This window comes from Streptomyces sp. GbtcB7, assembly GCF_019091445.1.
In the GTDB taxonomy this organism is placed as follows: Bacteria; Actinomycetota; Actinomycetes; order Streptomycetales; family Streptomycetaceae; genus Streptomyces; species Streptomyces mirabilis.
The window spans coordinates 178,805-193,614 of the sequence record NZ_JAGXJM010000001.1 but is presented as its reverse complement, the minus strand read 5'-3'; the positions used below and the strand labels follow the sequence as shown (position 1 = coordinate 193,614).

General features: G+C 70.1%; 9 protein-coding genes and 1 pseudogene. 4 read left to right on the top strand and 6 right to left on the bottom strand.

The genetic code is table 11. The features are described from left to right. Positions 1 to 102: 102 nt before the first annotated feature. Complete coding sequence (locus KVT44_RS00820) at positions 103 to 417, bottom strand: hypothetical protein (RefSeq protein ID WP_217565700.1); 315 nt, start codon at positions 415 to 417, stop codon at positions 103 to 105. Between the two features lie 16 nt (positions 418 to 433). Beyond that, positions 434 to 708: pseudogene (locus KVT44_RS00815) on the bottom strand (hypothetical protein); the annotation flags it as partial. Between the two features lie 79 nt (positions 709 to 787). Here KVT44_RS00815 and KVT44_RS00810 point away from each other — a divergent pair. Further along, positions 788 to 1,543, top strand: a complete 756-nt coding sequence (locus KVT44_RS00810) for a GntR family transcriptional regulator (RefSeq protein WP_217565698.1) — start codon at positions 788 to 790, stop codon at positions 1,541 to 1,543. A 1,140-nt stretch (positions 1,544 to 2,683) separates the two neighbouring features. Here KVT44_RS00810 and ppdK read toward each other — a convergent pair. Further along, positions 2,684 to 5,434, bottom strand: a complete 2,751-nt coding sequence (gene ppdK, locus KVT44_RS00805; RefSeq protein ID WP_217565697.1) for a pyruvate, phosphate dikinase — start codon at positions 5,432 to 5,434, stop codon at positions 2,684 to 2,686. Positions 5,435 to 5,899: 465 nt separating this feature from the next. After that, on the bottom strand, positions 5,900 to 7,174 hold the full coding sequence (locus KVT44_RS00800; protein WP_217565939.1) for an ROK family transcriptional regulator: 1,275 nt from the start codon (positions 7,172 to 7,174) through the stop codon (positions 5,900 to 5,902). 128 nt (positions 7,175 to 7,302) lie between these two features. Here KVT44_RS00800 and KVT44_RS57725 point away from each other — a divergent pair, with 128 nt between their 5' ends. Continuing rightward, positions 7,303 to 9,093, top strand: a complete 1,791-nt coding sequence (locus tag KVT44_RS57725; protein WP_308313880.1) for a hypothetical protein — start codon at positions 7,303 to 7,305, stop codon at positions 9,091 to 9,093. Continuing rightward, a complete protein-coding gene (locus KVT44_RS00785; RefSeq protein WP_099922762.1) occupies positions 9,090 to 11,027 on the top strand; it encodes a glycogen debranching N-terminal domain-containing protein in 1,938 nt (645 codons plus the stop codon). The genes KVT44_RS57725 and KVT44_RS00785 overlap by 4 nt, the downstream gene beginning before the upstream one ends. Positions 11,028 to 11,055: 28 nt before the next feature. Here the strand turns inward: KVT44_RS00785 and dusB are convergent, their stop codons facing one another. Next, complete coding sequence (dusB, locus tag KVT44_RS00780; protein WP_217565696.1) at positions 11,056 to 12,210, bottom strand: tRNA dihydrouridine synthase DusB; 1,155 nt, start codon at positions 12,208 to 12,210, stop codon at positions 11,056 to 11,058. 134 nt (positions 12,211 to 12,344) lie between these two features. Here dusB and KVT44_RS00775 point away from each other — a divergent pair, with 134 nt between their 5' ends. Beyond that, a complete protein-coding gene (locus KVT44_RS00775; protein ID WP_190168780.1) occupies positions 12,345 to 13,790 on the top strand; it encodes an MFS transporter in 1,446 nt (481 codons plus the stop codon). Between the two features lie 22 nt (positions 13,791 to 13,812). Here KVT44_RS00775 and KVT44_RS00770 read toward each other — a convergent pair whose 3' ends face one another. Further along, complete coding sequence (locus KVT44_RS00770; RefSeq protein ID WP_099922759.1) at positions 13,813 to 14,796, bottom strand: helix-turn-helix transcriptional regulator; 984 nt, start codon at positions 14,794 to 14,796, stop codon at positions 13,813 to 13,815. Positions 14,797 to 14,810: the final 14 nt, after the last annotated feature.

Below are 14,810 nucleotides of genomic sequence, written 5' to 3'. Positions count from 1 at the left end.
GGGAGGACTCCGCGCATGCGTGATGCGTGCCGATCCGGCAGGCGATCGAGCGGTAGGAGGCGCCCGAAGCGTTCGGACTGGAGGTCTGCTGTCGGGAGGGCATCAGATGGCCTCCACGAGAGTCGGCCATGCTTCGGTCGGCAGATGAGGAGCAACGGCAACCGACGGGTGCTGTCGAGCGCGCTTCTCCCAAGCCAGCATGTAGGGGCGGACGAGCGCGTTCTCTTCGCCCGTCAGCACGTAGCGATGTCTCGCCCAGTCGGAGGCCCGAGCCAAGGTGACCGTCGGCTCGTCGGCGGGCGCAACAGAAGCGGGAGCGGTCGACGGTCGGGAGGGCGTTAAAGGGCGGCGATGTCTGCCCTTGGATGAGTGCCGCGCTTTGGTGAGCGTGGCGGCATGGCGGATACGGTTGAGCACTCTGAATCAGCTCCTGTTGCTGATGGCTCGGTCCTGCGACATCGCTTGCCGTGGGACCGCTTTGCGTAAGACCGCCCAGAGAGTGCGGTCACCGAGGCTCGTGGTGAGGAGCCCGAACCGATCAGCCTCGGCCACCACTTGCAGGGCCTCCCTCCATGACTCGGCGGAGAGTTCTTCCGGCACCTCCGCTTCGACCGACGTGAACTCCTCGTGTTCCTTCACGCGTGTAGGGAGTCCGACGGCGGACAGCCGGGCAGCGATGGCCGCCGCGCGAACTCCCGAAGCGGGCACAGGGCAGCCTCCGTTAACCAGCGATCACTTTGAGTGAAGCTAGTTAACTAGATTAGAGCTAGTGGACTAGATTTTCCACATGTCTGAGCAACCGCCCTACCTCCGCATCGCCGACGAGCTCCGGCGGCGGATCGGGGAGCACGTGTGGGAGCCGGGAGACCGACTCCCCTCTCGCGTCCAGATCGGCCAGGAGTTCGGCGTAGGCGAGAACGTGGTCCGTCGGGCGCAGGAACTGCTGATCTCCCAGGGACTGCTGGAAGGCCGTGCCGGATCGGGCACGTACGTCGCCGAGCCTCAGCAACGGGTTCGAGTCGTTCGGTCCTCAGCGCGCGAGCAGCCCAACGGATCGCCGTTCCGCACGGACATGAAAGCCGTCGGCAAGCTGGGCGACTGGGAAAGCCGGACCGATGCGAAAGTGCCGGCCCCTGCGGACATCGCGGCACGGCTGGGTGTCGACGAGGGTGCCATGTGCGTCCGGACGTCGTACGAGTTCCTGGCCGACGGCAGACCAGTACAGCTGTCGACGAGCTGGGAGCCCTACGACCTCACCGCAGGCACGCTCGTCGTCCTCCCTGAGGGAGGGCCGCACGCCGGGGCAGGCGTCGTGAACCGCATGGCCGCGATTGGGATCACCGTCAGCCACGCCCTGGAGCAGCCGGAACCCAGGCAGGCGACCGCCGAGGAAGCCTCGCTTCTCGGCATCCAGAAGGCTGCGCTCGTCACGCACATCCGGCGGACCTACTACAGCAACCAGGGGCGATCCGTAGAGACGGCGGACATCGTGGTGCCCGCCGCTCACTGCGAGATCGTCTACGAGATTCCGATCGGTCGTTAGCAGCGTCGTCAGTGGCTCAGTTGGCTCAGTGGGGAAGCGGGCGTACTCAGCCCAGGACGTGCCAGCTTCGTGCCACATGCGTGCCACATCGTGCGGTCAGCCACGGTCAACGGCGGTTCGCCGCAGTCGGAATGCGCGGACGACCTGGGCAGCCGCTACGGCGGGATTGACCTGCGCCGTCCCGATCAACGGTCATGCCGCCCTTACAAGGCGGCGGTTGACGAGTCTCCGGCGGACCGACTCAACGCTCCCAGGGGCGATCACGGCCACACGAAATTTTTAAGATCAGCGAGATGTGGACGGGGATCGAGTGCCCCGCTCAAGCACCCCATAAAGGGCCTGGTCAAGCGGGATTTGAGAGCCCGATCTTGAGGGGGCTGTAAATCTCACGTGGCCCAGAGCTGGGCCGTCCTCGGGCCGTGCGAGGGCGGCCAACGACAATCGCCAACGGCCAACAACGACCAAGGGGGCGCGGCAGATTGCCGCGCCCCCTTGCTACGTCCGTGCAGCTAGACCCAGGTGTCCAGCCACATCCGGGAGCGCCACTGGTCTATGGGGATCGCGGTGCCCGTGTACAGGGGCCAGAAGTAGATGTACTGACCGGCGAAGCAAGGCAGAGTCCGCCGTCTCAGTCTCCGTCTCATTCACCGCCGTACGCGGCCGTCCGGGGCCATTCACTCCACCTCGGCGGGCACGGCATCCGTACAGCGATGAACACCGGTGAACGCATCTCGATCACGCCCTGACCAGCATGAACAAACCTGCAAAGCGAGTTGCCCGGGCTCGTTCCGTCAGGGTCACGCCCACGGCAGCCGCCACCGCAACTGGCAAAACGCGAGGACCGCCCTGGAAGGGTGCCGAATCAGGGCGACGGTCTCTGTGGTGACGACGCGTGACGGGACCCAGCCGCACCCGGAGGGCACAACGAGGGCACAACAGCTTCGCGCGGGTTCAACGGCAACCAACGCCAGCAAACGCCAACTTGCCTGGTCAGCGGCGTAGCTTGACAGTCTCCGCAGATGATGCACGACGGGGCGGCACCTCCGCACAAGGTGCCGCCCCGCTTCTTTCGTACGCCGGAGCCGTCGGCCGTCGGTGAGGGTCGGGGTCGACCGTCGGCGGCTCCGGAGTTCCGGCAGGCTAGCGGTGGTCGCTGCCCTTCGCCGTCGACGCCGCGCGGCCCGCCTCCAGGCGTGCCACCGGGATCCGGAAGGGGGAGCAGGACACGTAGTCCAGTCCCACCTCGTGGAAGAAGTGGACGGACTCGGGGTCACCGCCGTGTTCGCCGCAGACGCCGAGCTTCAGGTCGGGGCGGGTGGCGCGGCCGGCCTGTACGGCCGACTTCACCAGGGAACCCACACCGTCCTTGTCGATGGTCTCGAAGGGGGAGACGCCGAAGATCCCCTTCTCCAGGTACGCGGTGAAGAAGCTCGCCTCCACGTCGTCCCGGGAGAAGCCCCAGACGGTCTGCGTGAGGTCGTTCGTACCGAAGGAGAAGAACTCGGCGGCCTCGGCGATCTGACCGGCGGTCAGGGCGGCCCGTGGGAGTTCGATCATCGTGCCGATGGCGAGCCTGAGGTTCGTGCCGGCGGCCGCCTGCACCTCCGCGATGACCTGGTCGGCCTCCTCGCGGACGATCTCCAACTCCTGGACCGTACCGACGAGGGGGATCATGATCTCGGCCCGCGGGTCGCCCTTGGCGTTCTTGCGCTCGGCCGCCGCCTCCGCGATCGCCCGTACCTGCATGGTGAACAGGCCGGGGATGACCAGGCCGAGACGTACGCCGCGCAGACCCAGCATCGGGTTCTGCTCGTGCAGGCGGTGCACGGCCTGGAGCAGGCGCAGGTCGTTCTCGTTGGCGTCGCCGCGCGACTCGGCCAGTGCCACCCGTACGGACAGTTCGGTCACGTCCGGCAGGAACTCGTGCAGCGGCGGGTCCAGGAGACGGATCGTCACCGGGAGGCCGTCCATCGCCTCGAAGAGTTCGACGAAGTCCCGCTTCTGGAGGGGCAGGAGCTCCTTGAGGGAGTCCTCGCGCTCCTCCTCCGTGTCGGCCAGGATCAGGCGCTCGACCAGTTCACGCCGGTCACCGAGGAACATGTGCTCGGTGCGGCACAGGCCGATGCCCTGCGCGCCGAAGCGGCGGGCACGGAGGGCGTCCTCCGCGTTGTCCGCGTTGGCGCGGACGCGCAGGCGGCGGACCCGGTCCGCGTACGCCATGATCCGGTGGACGGCCGCGACCAGCTCGTCCGCGTCGTCGGCGCCCGCGTGCATCCGGCCCTCGAAGTACTCGACGACCGGGGAGGGCACGACCGGGACCTCGCCCAGGTAGACCTTGCCCGTCGAGCCGTCGATCGAGACGACGTCACCCTCCTCGATGACCACTCCGCCCGGGGCCGTCATCCGGCGCCGCTTGGTGTCGACCTCGAGCTCCTCGGCGCCGCACACGCACGTCTTGCCCATGCCGCGCGCCACGACGGCGGCGTGCGAGGTCTTGCCACCACGCGAGGTCAGGATGCCCTCGGCCGCGATCATGCCGTCCAGGTCGTCGGGGTTGGTCTCCCGGCGGATCAGGATGACCTTCTCGCCCGAACGCGACCACTTGATCGCGGTGTACGAGTCGAAGACCGCCTTGCCGACCGCCGCGCCCGGCGACGCCGCGATGCCCCGGCCGATCTGGTCGACCTTCGCCTGGTCGTCGAAGCGCGGGAACATCAGCTGCGCGAGCTGGGCGCCCGTCACCCGCTGGAGGGCCTCCGCCTCGTCGATCAGGCCCTGGTCCACCAGCTGCGTGGCGATACGGAAGGCCGCACCCGCCGTGCGCTTGCCGACGCGGGTCTGGAGCATCCACAGCTGGCCGCGCTCGATGGTGAACTCGATGTCGCAGAGATCCTTGTAGTGGTTCTCCAGGGTCTCCATGATCTGCATCAGCTGGTCGTACGACTTCTTGTCGATCGACTCCAGCTCGGCGAGCGGGACCGTGTTGCGGATGCCCGCGACCACGTCCTCGCCCTGGGCGTTCTGGAGGTAGTCGCCGTACACGCCCTGGTGGCCGGATGCGGGGTCGCGCGTGAACGCCACACCCGTGCCCGAGTCGGGGCCGAGGTTGCCGAAGACCATCGAACAGACGTTGACCGCGGTGCCGAGGTCGTGCGGAATGCGCTCCTGGCGGCGGTAGAGCTTGGCGCGGTCGGTGTTCCAGGAGTCGAAGACCGCGTGGATCGCGAGGTCCATCTGCTCGCGCGGGTCCTGCGGGAAGTCCCGGCCGGCCTCGGCCTTGACGATCCTCTTGAACTTGGTGACCAGCTTCTTGAGGTCCGCGGCCTCCAGCTCCGTGTCGACCGTGACCTTCTTGGCCGTCTTCGCCGCGTCCAGCGCGTCCTCGAAGAGCTCTCCGTCGACGCCGAGGACCGTCTTGCCGAACATCTGGATGAGGCGGCGGTACGAGTCCCACGCGAAGCGGTCGTCACCGGCCTGCTTGGCGAGGCCCTGGACCGACTTGTCGGAGAGGCCGATGTTCAGCACGGTGTCCATCATGCCCGGCATGGAGAACTTCGCCCCGGAACGGACGGATACGAGGAGGGGATCGTCGGCCTGGCCGAGGTTCTTGCCCATCGTCGCTTCGAGGGCCTCGAGGTGCGCGCTCACCTCGTCACGCAGTGCCGCCGGCTCCTCGCCGCTGCCGAGGTAGGTCTTGCACGCCTCGGTGGTAATGGTGAAGCCCGGAGGGACGGGAAGGCCCAGGTTGGTCATCTCGGCGAGGTTCGCACCCTTGCCACCGAGGAGGTCCTTGAGGTCCCTGTTGCCTTCGGTGAAGTCGTAAACGAACTTCGTCCCCTCAACGCCGCTGTCGCCGCTCTCGGCTACATGGGGATCTTTGTTTTCCGACACGAGTCTCGACTCCTCGACGTCGCGGTGGCTGCCCTGACGGCGAGGAACATACCCAGATCGAAGGCGCCTGGGTACGTCCACTTGCACGTCATGCGCCTGTAACCACCCGTCCGCCACTCGATTGAAAGTCAAGCCTTGGCAAGCGGTCACCGTCTGATGTTTTCACTTCTTGAACGAATCGACGCCCTCTGGGAGAAGTATACGCTCAGATGAGCGGTCACTGACACGTCTGAGTTTAATCGATGAACGATCAAGGGGTGGCACTGAGTGCCACCCCTTAGGGAAGTGCAGTCGCCCAAGATCCGCTCATCTGAGCGCTACCCCTATCAAGGGTGGCGAGAATCACGCAGTAAAGACGGCCTGAATTTCATCATGCGGACCACGATGTGGACGCGACGCGGACGCGACACACGGACGTCACACGCCCCGCCGAACGTCCCGCCACCCATGTGCGTCGCACAGGCGTCACACACCCAGCGCCGCCAGCCGTTCCTCCGCCCGCTCCGGCGCGTACAGGTATTCCACGACCAGCGCACCGGCCCCCACCAGCCCCGCCCGCTCTCCGAGCCGCGAGGTCACCACGTCCAGATGAGCGGTCGAACGCGGCAGCGCCCGCTGGTACAGCAACTCGCGCACACCCGTGAGGAACGGGGTTCCGGCCAGATCCCCGGCGATCATCAGCACGCCGGGATTCAGCAGGGTCACCACGGTCGCGAGTACGTCCCCGACCTGGCGCCCCGCCTCCCGCGCGAGCGCCATCGCCTCCGGGTGCCCGGCCGTCAGCAGGTCGCGCACATCCGATCCGGAGGTGGCCGGGACGCCGGACTCGGCGAGTCTGCGCGCCACCGCGCCACCGCTCGCGACGGCGGCCAGACAGCCGTACGAACCGCACCGGCACAGCGCGTCCGCGCCCACCCGGATGTGCCCGATGTCCCCGGCGCCCCCGTCGACGCCCCGGTAGATGGAGCCGCCGACGACCATGCCCGCGCCGATACCGGTGGAGACCTTGACCAGGGCGAACGCCGAACAGTCCGGATAACCGGTGCGCTGCTCCCCGTACGCCATGAGGTTGGCGTCGTTGTCGACGAGTACCGGGATCCGGGCGCCGCTCCGGGTGACCCCGGCGCCCATGGCACCACCGGCGCTCTTGATGCCGGCGTGCTCGGCGAAGGCACGTCCCAGACGCCCGCGTATGTCGTAGCCGTCCCAGCCGGGCATGATCGGCGGCTGCACCACCTTGCCGGTGTCGGTGTCGACCGGGCCCGGCACCGCGATCCCGATCCCGCACACCGCGTCCGCGCGCTGCCCGGCCTTCTCCAGCAGCTCGGCGAACCAGCGGCCGAGTTCGCCCAGTACGGCGTCCGGGCCGTCCTCGATGCGCAGGCTTCCGTGGTGCTCGGCCTGGATCTCGCCGCTCAGCGAGACGACGGCGGCCCGGCCGTGCCGGGTGTCGAGGTCGGCGGCCAGGACGACGGCGTGTTCGTCGTCGAACTCGAGGGTGATCGAGGGCCGGCCGCCCTGGGGGGAGTCCACCGGGCCGCCCGCGCCCTCGCGCAGCCAGCCCGCACGGAAGAGCCGGTCGAGGCGCTGGCCGACCGTGGCCCGCGACAGGCCGGTGGCCTGCTGCAGCGCGCCGCGCGTCGTGGCACGCCCGCTGCGCACCAGTTCGAGCAGTTCCCCGGCGCTTGCCTGATGCCCGGCCCTCATGGCCTTCGCCGCCCTTCCCGCCGTCCCCGCCATGCCTGTCATGCCCAACCCCTTGCGTTCACCAACTCTGCATTACATATTGAGTTTTGCGTGTTAAATAGACGTAACCCTACGGTAGCTAGTGCCGAACCGATCGGCCGGACGTCTTCGGGGAGACCTGAGTGGACAGCACAACCCAACTCACCATCCGCCGCACGGGGACCACCACCCCCGCGCGTACCTCGGGTTCCCCCGCTCCGCCCGGTTCGCACGAGATCACCCACTCCGGCGCGCACGTATACGATCCCGACCGGCCCGCCGGGTCGCTGCACCTCAGGGCCGCCCGGGTACTCGAAGGCAACTGGACGGGAACGTCCACGGTTCCCTCGCACGGCCTGTATCCGCACCAGTGGTCCTGGGACTCCGCTTTCATCGCGATCGGCCTGCGCCACCTGTCCCCCTTGAGGGCACAGACGGAACTGGAGACGCTGCTCGGCGCCCAATGGGGTGACGGCCGGATCCCGCACATCGTGTTCAACCCCTCCGTCCCGCTCGACGCCTACTTCCCGAGCCCCGACTTCTGGCGCTCCTCGACCGCGGGGCGCGCTGCGGGCGCCCCGCGCACCGTACAGACGTCGGGCATCGTGCAGCCACCGGTGCACGCGCTCGCCGCCTGGCTGGTGCACCAGGCCGACCCGGGTCTGTCCCGGTCGCGTTCCTTTCTCTCCCGGATGTATCCCCGGCTGGCCGCCTGGCACCGCTATCTGCTGCACCGGCGGGACCTGGGCGGCGGCGGGCTCGCCTCCGTGGTCCACCCGTGGGAGCAGGGGATGGACAACAGCCCGTGCTGGGACGCCCCGCTCAGCCGTGTCACCCCGGCCGCGCCGCGCTCCTTCCGCCGCGCCGACCTCGACCACGGGTCCGCGGAGGACCGGCCGACGGACCTCGACTACGGCCGGTACGTGCGACTCGCGACGGACTACCGGGACGGCGGGTACGCCGACGGCGCCGGCGAGTTCGCCGTCGAGGACCCGGCGTTCAACGCGCTGCTGATCGCCTCCGAGCACGCGCTCGCGGCGATCGCGCAGGAACTGGGCGCGGCGGGGACGGCGCGGCACGCCCGCGCGGAACGGTTGACAGCGGCACTGGTGGAACGCCTGTGGGACCCGGCGGAGGGGATGTTCTTCTGCCGGGATGTGTATGGCGGGGATGGGCGCGGTGGGGAGTCGTACGGCGGGGATGCGCGCGACGGGGGCGAGAGCGGTGCTCTCGGTTCGGAGCGACGCTCTCCTGAGAGCGGTGCTCTCGCCTCGGAGCGGCGCTCTGCCGAGAGCAGTGCTCACTCTACGGAGCAGCGCTCCCGCCAGAGCAGTGCTCACGCTTCGGAGCAGCGCTCTCGCGCCGGGGCGCTCATCCCCGAGCGCAGCGTGGCCGGGCTGCTCCCGCTCATCCTCCCCGCACTCCCCCGCGACATCGCCGCCACCCTGGTCCGCACGGCGGGCGGCCCGCACTTCGGGCTCGGCGGGGTCGCCCGGCTGGCGCCGAGTTACGACCTGACCGGGCACGCCTTCGACCCGCACCGCTACTGGCGCGGCCCGGCGTGGTTCAACACGAACTGGCTGCTGGAGCGCGGGCTGCGGTTGCACGGGGAGCACGGGCGCGCGGAGGAGTTGCGGGCGGCGTTGCTGGAGACGGCGGACACGTCGGGGTTCGCGGAGTACGTGGATCCGTACACCGGCGAGGCCTGCGGCGCGCTCGGCTTCAGCTGGACGGCCGCGTTGACGCTGGACCTGCTGCACGAGCCCGCGCGAGCCGACCAGGCGGATCGGTCGACGCAAGTCGTGTCCCATCCGGGGCACCGCGCGTTCGACAAGGCACAGGGCACACCGCCACACACATCGCACGCATCACACACGCCACACACGCCACACAGTTCATTCGAGACGGGCGCCAAGGGAGGGGACCGGGGATGACGGACCGGCATCATCTGCTCGTGCACGGTGGGACGTTCGCCGCCGTGGGCGACGGCGGGGACATCAGCGGGGTGCGCAGCGGCAGCTCCCCGGACGGGTTATTCGTACGGGACGCCCGGCACCTCAGCCGCTGGCAGCTGACCGTCGACGGCGCGGTGCCCGAGGCGCTGACGCCGGTCGCGGACGGCGACACGGCGCGCTGTGTACTCGTCCCGCGCGGCGGGCGCAACGAACCGCCCGCGTACACGCTCTTCCGTGAACAGGCCGTCACCGACGGCGCGTTCGTGGAGGCGCTGCGCGTCACCAGCAACCGCCCGTCGCCCACGACCGTGCGCATCGCGCTCACCGTGGACGCCGACTTCACGGACCAGTTCGAGCTGCGCTCCGACTACCGTACGTACGCCAAGATCGGCGCCGTACGAGGGCGTCAGGTCCTCGATGACGGGGTGGAGTTCAGCTACCAGCGCGGGGAGTGGCGGTCCTGTACGACGGTCACCTCCGAGCCGCCGCCGGACGGGGTCGAGGAGACCGGCACCGGCGCCCGTCGCCTCGTATGGACCCTGGACCTCGAACCACACGCCTCGGCGGAGCTTGCGCTGCGCGTGGCGGCCCGCCCGCACGGGGCGCTGAAGGACCCGGAGGTGCCCGCCTCACCCTCCGCGGCGAATGAACGACTCCTGGCGCTGGAAGGCGAGTTCGCGGACGGCGTGCCCTTCCCGACCGGCTGGCCGGAGCTGGCCGCGGCCTGCGCGCGCGGGCTGTCCGACCTCGCGGTGCTCCAGGTCCCGGCGACGGGCCCGGACGGCGAGGAGCTGCGGGTGCCGGCGGCCGGAGTGCCCTGGTTCCTCACGCTCCTGGGCCGCGACGCCCTGCTGACCTCCCTGTTCGCGCTCCCCTACCGCCCCGAGCTCGCCGCCGCCACGCTGCCCGCGCTCGCCGCGACCCAGGCGGTCGAGGTGGGAGCGGGTGCGGTGGCCCAGCCCGGCAAGATCGTGCACGAGGTGCGCCACGGTGAGCTGGCGCACTTCGGGCAGGTGCCGTACGGGCGGTACTACGGATCGGTGGACGCCACGCCGCTGTTCCTGGTGCTGCTCGGCGCGTACACCGAGCAGACGGGTGACCCGGCCCTGGCCCGGCGGCTGGAGGCCAACGCCCGGGCGGCGATCGGTTGGATGCTGGACCACGGCGGTCTGACCTCCGTCGGCTATCTCGTCTACCGCGCGGACGGCGGCGGCCTCGCCAACCAGAACTGGAAGGACTCCCCCGGCGCGATCTGCTCCGCCGACGGGAGCCGCCCCAGTGGGCCGGTGATGGCCGCGGGCGCGCAGGGATACGCGTACGACGCGCTGCGCCGCACCGCCCACCTGTCCCGTACGGTCTGGGGCGACGAGGTCTACGCCGCTCTGCTCGAACAGGCGGCGGGCGACCTCCGTGACCGTTTCCAGCGGGACTTCTGGATGAGTGAACACGCCTTCCCCGCGCTGGCGTTGGACGGTGACGGCCGTCAGGTCGACGCCCTCGCCTCGGACGCCGGGCACCTGCTGTGGTCGGGGCTGCTCGACAAGGAGTACGGCGAACTGGTCGGCCACCGCCTGCTGGAGCCGGACTTCTTCTCCGGCTGGGGTGTGCGCACCCTGGCCGCCGGCCAGCCGGCGTACCACCCGTTGTCGTACCACCGCGGTTCGGTCTGGCCGCACGACAACGCGCTGATCACGCTGGGGCTGGCTCGCTACGGCCTGCACGACGAGGCCCGGACGGTCGCCCACGCGCTCGTCGACGCCGCCACGGCCGCCGGCCACCGCCTGCCGGAGGTCCTCGCGGGGTACGGCCGCGAGACACACGGGGAGCCGGTGCCCTATCCGCACGCGTGCGTACGGGAGTCCCGCTCGGCGGCGGCACCGTTGGCGTTGCTCACGGCGGTCGGGGGCGCTTGAGGGAACCCCCGGCCCCCCGACAGGAGAGTCAGCCTCCGGACGTGTCCAGTTCGGCGTCCTCGCTGATGCCCGCGCAGTCGTACGGGTCCTTGAGCCAGCCGTCCGGCAGGACCACCCGGTTGTTGCCGGACGTGCGGCCGCGCGGGCCGTCCGCGCCCGCCGGCCAGGGCTGGTCGAGGTCCAACCCGGCGAGGCCGTCGGAGAGTTCGGCGAGGGATGACGTGATCGCGAGCCGCTTGCGCATTTCGGAGCCGACCGCGAAGCCCTTCAGGTACCAGGCCACGTGCTTGCGGAAGTCGATGACGCCGCGCGCCTCGTCGCCGATCCACTCGCCGAGCAGGGTGGCGTGGCGGACCATGACGGCCGCGACCTCGCGCAGGGTCGGGCGGGCGTAGGCGTCCTGGCGCCCCTCGAAGGCGGCCACCAGGTCGCCGAACAGCCACGGCCTGCCGAGGCAGCCGCGCCCGACCACGACCCCGTCGCAGCCGGTCTCGCGCACCATCCGCAGCGCGTCCTCCGCCGACCAGATGTCGCCGTTGCCGAGGACGGGGATCTCCGGCACGTGCTCCTTGAGGCGCGCGATGGCGTCCCAGTCGGCCGTGCCGCCGTAGTGCTGGGCGGCGGTGCGGCCGTGCAGGGCGATGGCGGTGACGCCCTCCTCGACGGCGATCCGTCCGGCGTCGAGGAACGTGATGTGGTCGTCGTCGATGCCCTTGCGCATCTTCATCGTCACCGGGAGGTCGCCCGCCCCGCTGACGGCCTCGCGCAGGATCGCCCGCAGGAGGTTGCGCTTGTACGGGAGGGCGGAGCCGCCGCCCTTGCGGGTGACCTTCGGGACCGGGCAGCCGAAGTTCAGGTCGATGTGGTCGGCGAGGCCCTCCTCCGCGATCATGCGGACGGCCTTGCCGACGGTCGCCGGGTCCACGCCGTACAGCTGGATCGAGCGCGGCTTCTCGGTCGCGTCGAAGTGGATCAGCTGCATGGTCTTCTCGTTGCGCTCGACCAGCGCCCGCGTGGTGATCATCTCGCTGACGAACAGGCCCTTGCCACCGCTGAACTCGCGGCACAGCGTGCGGAACGGCGCGTTCGTGATCCCGGCCATGGGGGCGAGGACGACGGGCGGCTGGACGGTGTGGGGGCCGATCGACAGCGGGGGGGCGGGGGCGAGGGCGGTCGTGGACATTCCCCCATTGTCGCGTACGCGGACGGGTGCGATGACTGTGGTGACTGTCATGAATGAGTGCGGTGCGCAACAAAGGAGGGTCAGGAGAGGGTCATTAGTTAGACGCACTATCGACACGGGCGTACGCTGGTGGAATGCCCGAGCTCAGCCCTCGCCACCGCCTTCTCGTCCTCGCGATCTGCTGCATGAGCCTGCTGATCGTGAGCCTCGACAACACGGTCCTGAACGTCGCCCTCCCCTCGATGCAGAAGGAACTGCACGCGAGTGTGGCGGGCCTCCAGTGGACCATCGACGCGTACACGCTGGTCCTGGCGTCGCTGTTGATGCTCGCGGGCTCGACCGCCGACCGCATCGGCCGCCGCCGGGTCTTCAAGGCGGGCCTGGTGATCTTCACCCTCGGTTCGGTCCTGTGCTCCGTCGCTCCGAACCTGGACTCGCTCGTCGCCTTCCGCATGGTGCAGGCGGTCGGCGGCTCGATGCTGAACCCGGTCGCGATGTCGATCATCACCAACACCTTCACGGACCCGCGCGAGCGCGCCCGGGCGATCGGCGTCTGGGGTGGCGTGGTCGGCATATCGATGGCCGCGGGGCCGATCGTCGGCGGCCTGCTCGTGGACTCGGTCGGCTGGCGGTCGATCTTCTGGATCAACCTCCCGGTCGGCCTCGCCGCGCTCCTGCTCACCTGGCGTTACGTCCCCGAGTCCCGCGCCCCCAAGGCCCGCCGCCCCGACCCGGTCGGACAGCTCCTCGTCATCGCGCTGCTCGGCTCCCTGACGTACGCGATCATCGAGGCGCCCAGCTCCGGCGCCCCCCAGACCCTCGCCTTCGGCGCGATCGCCGTCGCCGCGCTGCTCGGCCTGCTGTGGTACGAGCCCCGGCGCGCCGAACCCCTCATCGACCTGCGCTTCTTCCGATCGGCGCCGTTCAGCGGGGCCACGGTCGTCGCCATCAGCGCGTTCGCCGCGCTCAGCGGGTTCCTGTTCCTCTCGACGCTCTACCTGCAGAACGTGCGCGGTCTGGACGCGCTGCACGCGGGCCTGTGGATGCTGCCCATGGCGGTCATGTGCTTCGTGTGCGCGCCGCTGTCGGGGCGGCTGGTCGGCAACCGGGGGCCGCGACTTCCCCTGCTGATCGCGGGGGTCTCGATGACCGCGAGCGGGATCCTCTTCGCCGCGTTCGAAGGCGAGACGTCGAACGTCACGCTCGTCATCGGGTACGTCCTCTTCGGCCTCGGCTTCGGCTTCGTGAACGCCCCCATCACCAACACCGCCGTCTCCGGCATGCCCCGCACCCAGGCCGGGGTCGCTGCTGCCGTCGCCTCCACCAGCCGCCAGATCGGCGGCACCCTCGGTGTCGCCGTGGTCGGCGCGGTCCTGGCCTCCGGCATCCAGGCCTCGGCGTACCGTGAGACGTTCGTGACGGCCGCCCGCCCCGGCTGGTGGATCCTCGCCGGCTGCGGTCTCGCCGTGCTCGTCCTGGGCGCGCTGACCAGCGGACGCTGGGCACGCGGGACGGCCGAGCGGACGGCACGGCAGCTGGAGTCGGCGGAGGTCCCGGACTCGGTGAGCGTCCGGGCCTAGGCGGGCCCCAGGCCCTGTCGGCCTAGGCGGCTTCCGTCTCCGCCGTCAGCGCGATCTCGTGCAGCTTCCTCAGGCGTTCGCGGCTCTGCTCGTCCACGGGGGCGTACGTCACCATGCGGGCGCCCATGTCGGGGGCGAGCCACAGGTCGGTGTGGTCGACGGTGAGCAGCCCGACGTACGGGTTCAGGAACTGCTTGGTCTTGCTGCGCGAGCCGCCGTACACCTCGTACCGCTCCCAGATCTCACGGAACTCCGCCGACTCCGTCCGCAGTCGTTTGACCAGCAGCTTCCAGGCGGGCTCGCCGAGGTGGCCGGCCATCGAGCCGCGCAGCTTGGCGGCCATCACGCGCATGGTCTCGTCGAGGAGCACGATCGACTCGCGCCACTCCGGGTGGGTGTAGGCGAGGATCATGCAGTTGCGGTCCTCGGGCGGTACGGCATCGAGGTCACGCATCATCAGCCGGGCGTACGTGCGGTTGTAGGCCAGGATGTCGTAGCGGCTGTTCTGGATGCAGGCCGGGACCGGCTCCAGCTGGGACAGCACCTCGAGCAGGGCCGGGGTGAGGGTCGGGCACGGCGCGGCGGGCGTGGGGTCGACGGCTCCGGCCAGCCGGAAGAGGTGGGCGCGCTCGCTGGAGTCGAGCAGCAGGGTGCGGGCCAGCGCGTCGAGGACCTGTTCGGAGACCTGGATGTCGCGGGCCTGTTCGAGCCAGGTGTACCAGGTGACGCCGACGGCGGAGAGCTGCGCGACCTCCTCGCGGCGCAGGCCCGGCGTGCGCCGGCGGCGGCCGCGGGGCAGTCCGACCTGCTCCGGTGTGATGCGCTCACGGCGATTGCGCAGGAAGGTGGCGAGCTCGTGCCGCCGGATCTCGCTGCCGCGGGGGGCGGCGGAGCCGTGCGGCTCGGGGTCCACCGGCCGGGGAGAAGCCACGGACACCGCCCGCTGAGCAGGGTCGATGGCCTCCACCGGCCGGGGAGCGGTGCTCTCCTGCGTCATCGTCGTCATGCCTCCAGCCTGCC

Excerpts from the sequence above, each read along its gene's own strand:
- KVT44_RS00800 (WP_217565939.1), bottom strand. The coding sequence starts at position 7,174 with ATGGCGGGGACGGCGGGAAGGGCGGCGAAGGCCATGAGGGCCGGGCAT.
- KVT44_RS00775 (WP_190168780.1), top strand. The coding sequence starts at position 12,345 with ATGCCCGAGCTCAGCCCTCGCCACCGCCTTCTCGTCCTCGCGATCTGC.
- KVT44_RS00810 (WP_217565698.1), top strand. The coding sequence starts at position 788 with ATGTCTGAGCAACCGCCCTACCTCCGCATCGCCGACGAGCTCCGGCGG.
- KVT44_RS00785 (WP_099922762.1), top strand. The coding sequence starts at position 9,090 with ATGACGGACCGGCATCATCTGCTCGTGCACGGTGGGACGTTCGCCGCC.
- dusB (WP_217565696.1), bottom strand. The coding sequence starts at position 12,210 with ATGTCCACGACCGCCCTCGCCCCCGCCCCCCCGCTGTCGATCGGCCCC.
- KVT44_RS00770 (WP_099922759.1), bottom strand. The coding sequence starts at position 14,796 with ATGACGACGATGACGCAGGAGAGCACCGCTCCCCGGCCGGTGGAGGCC.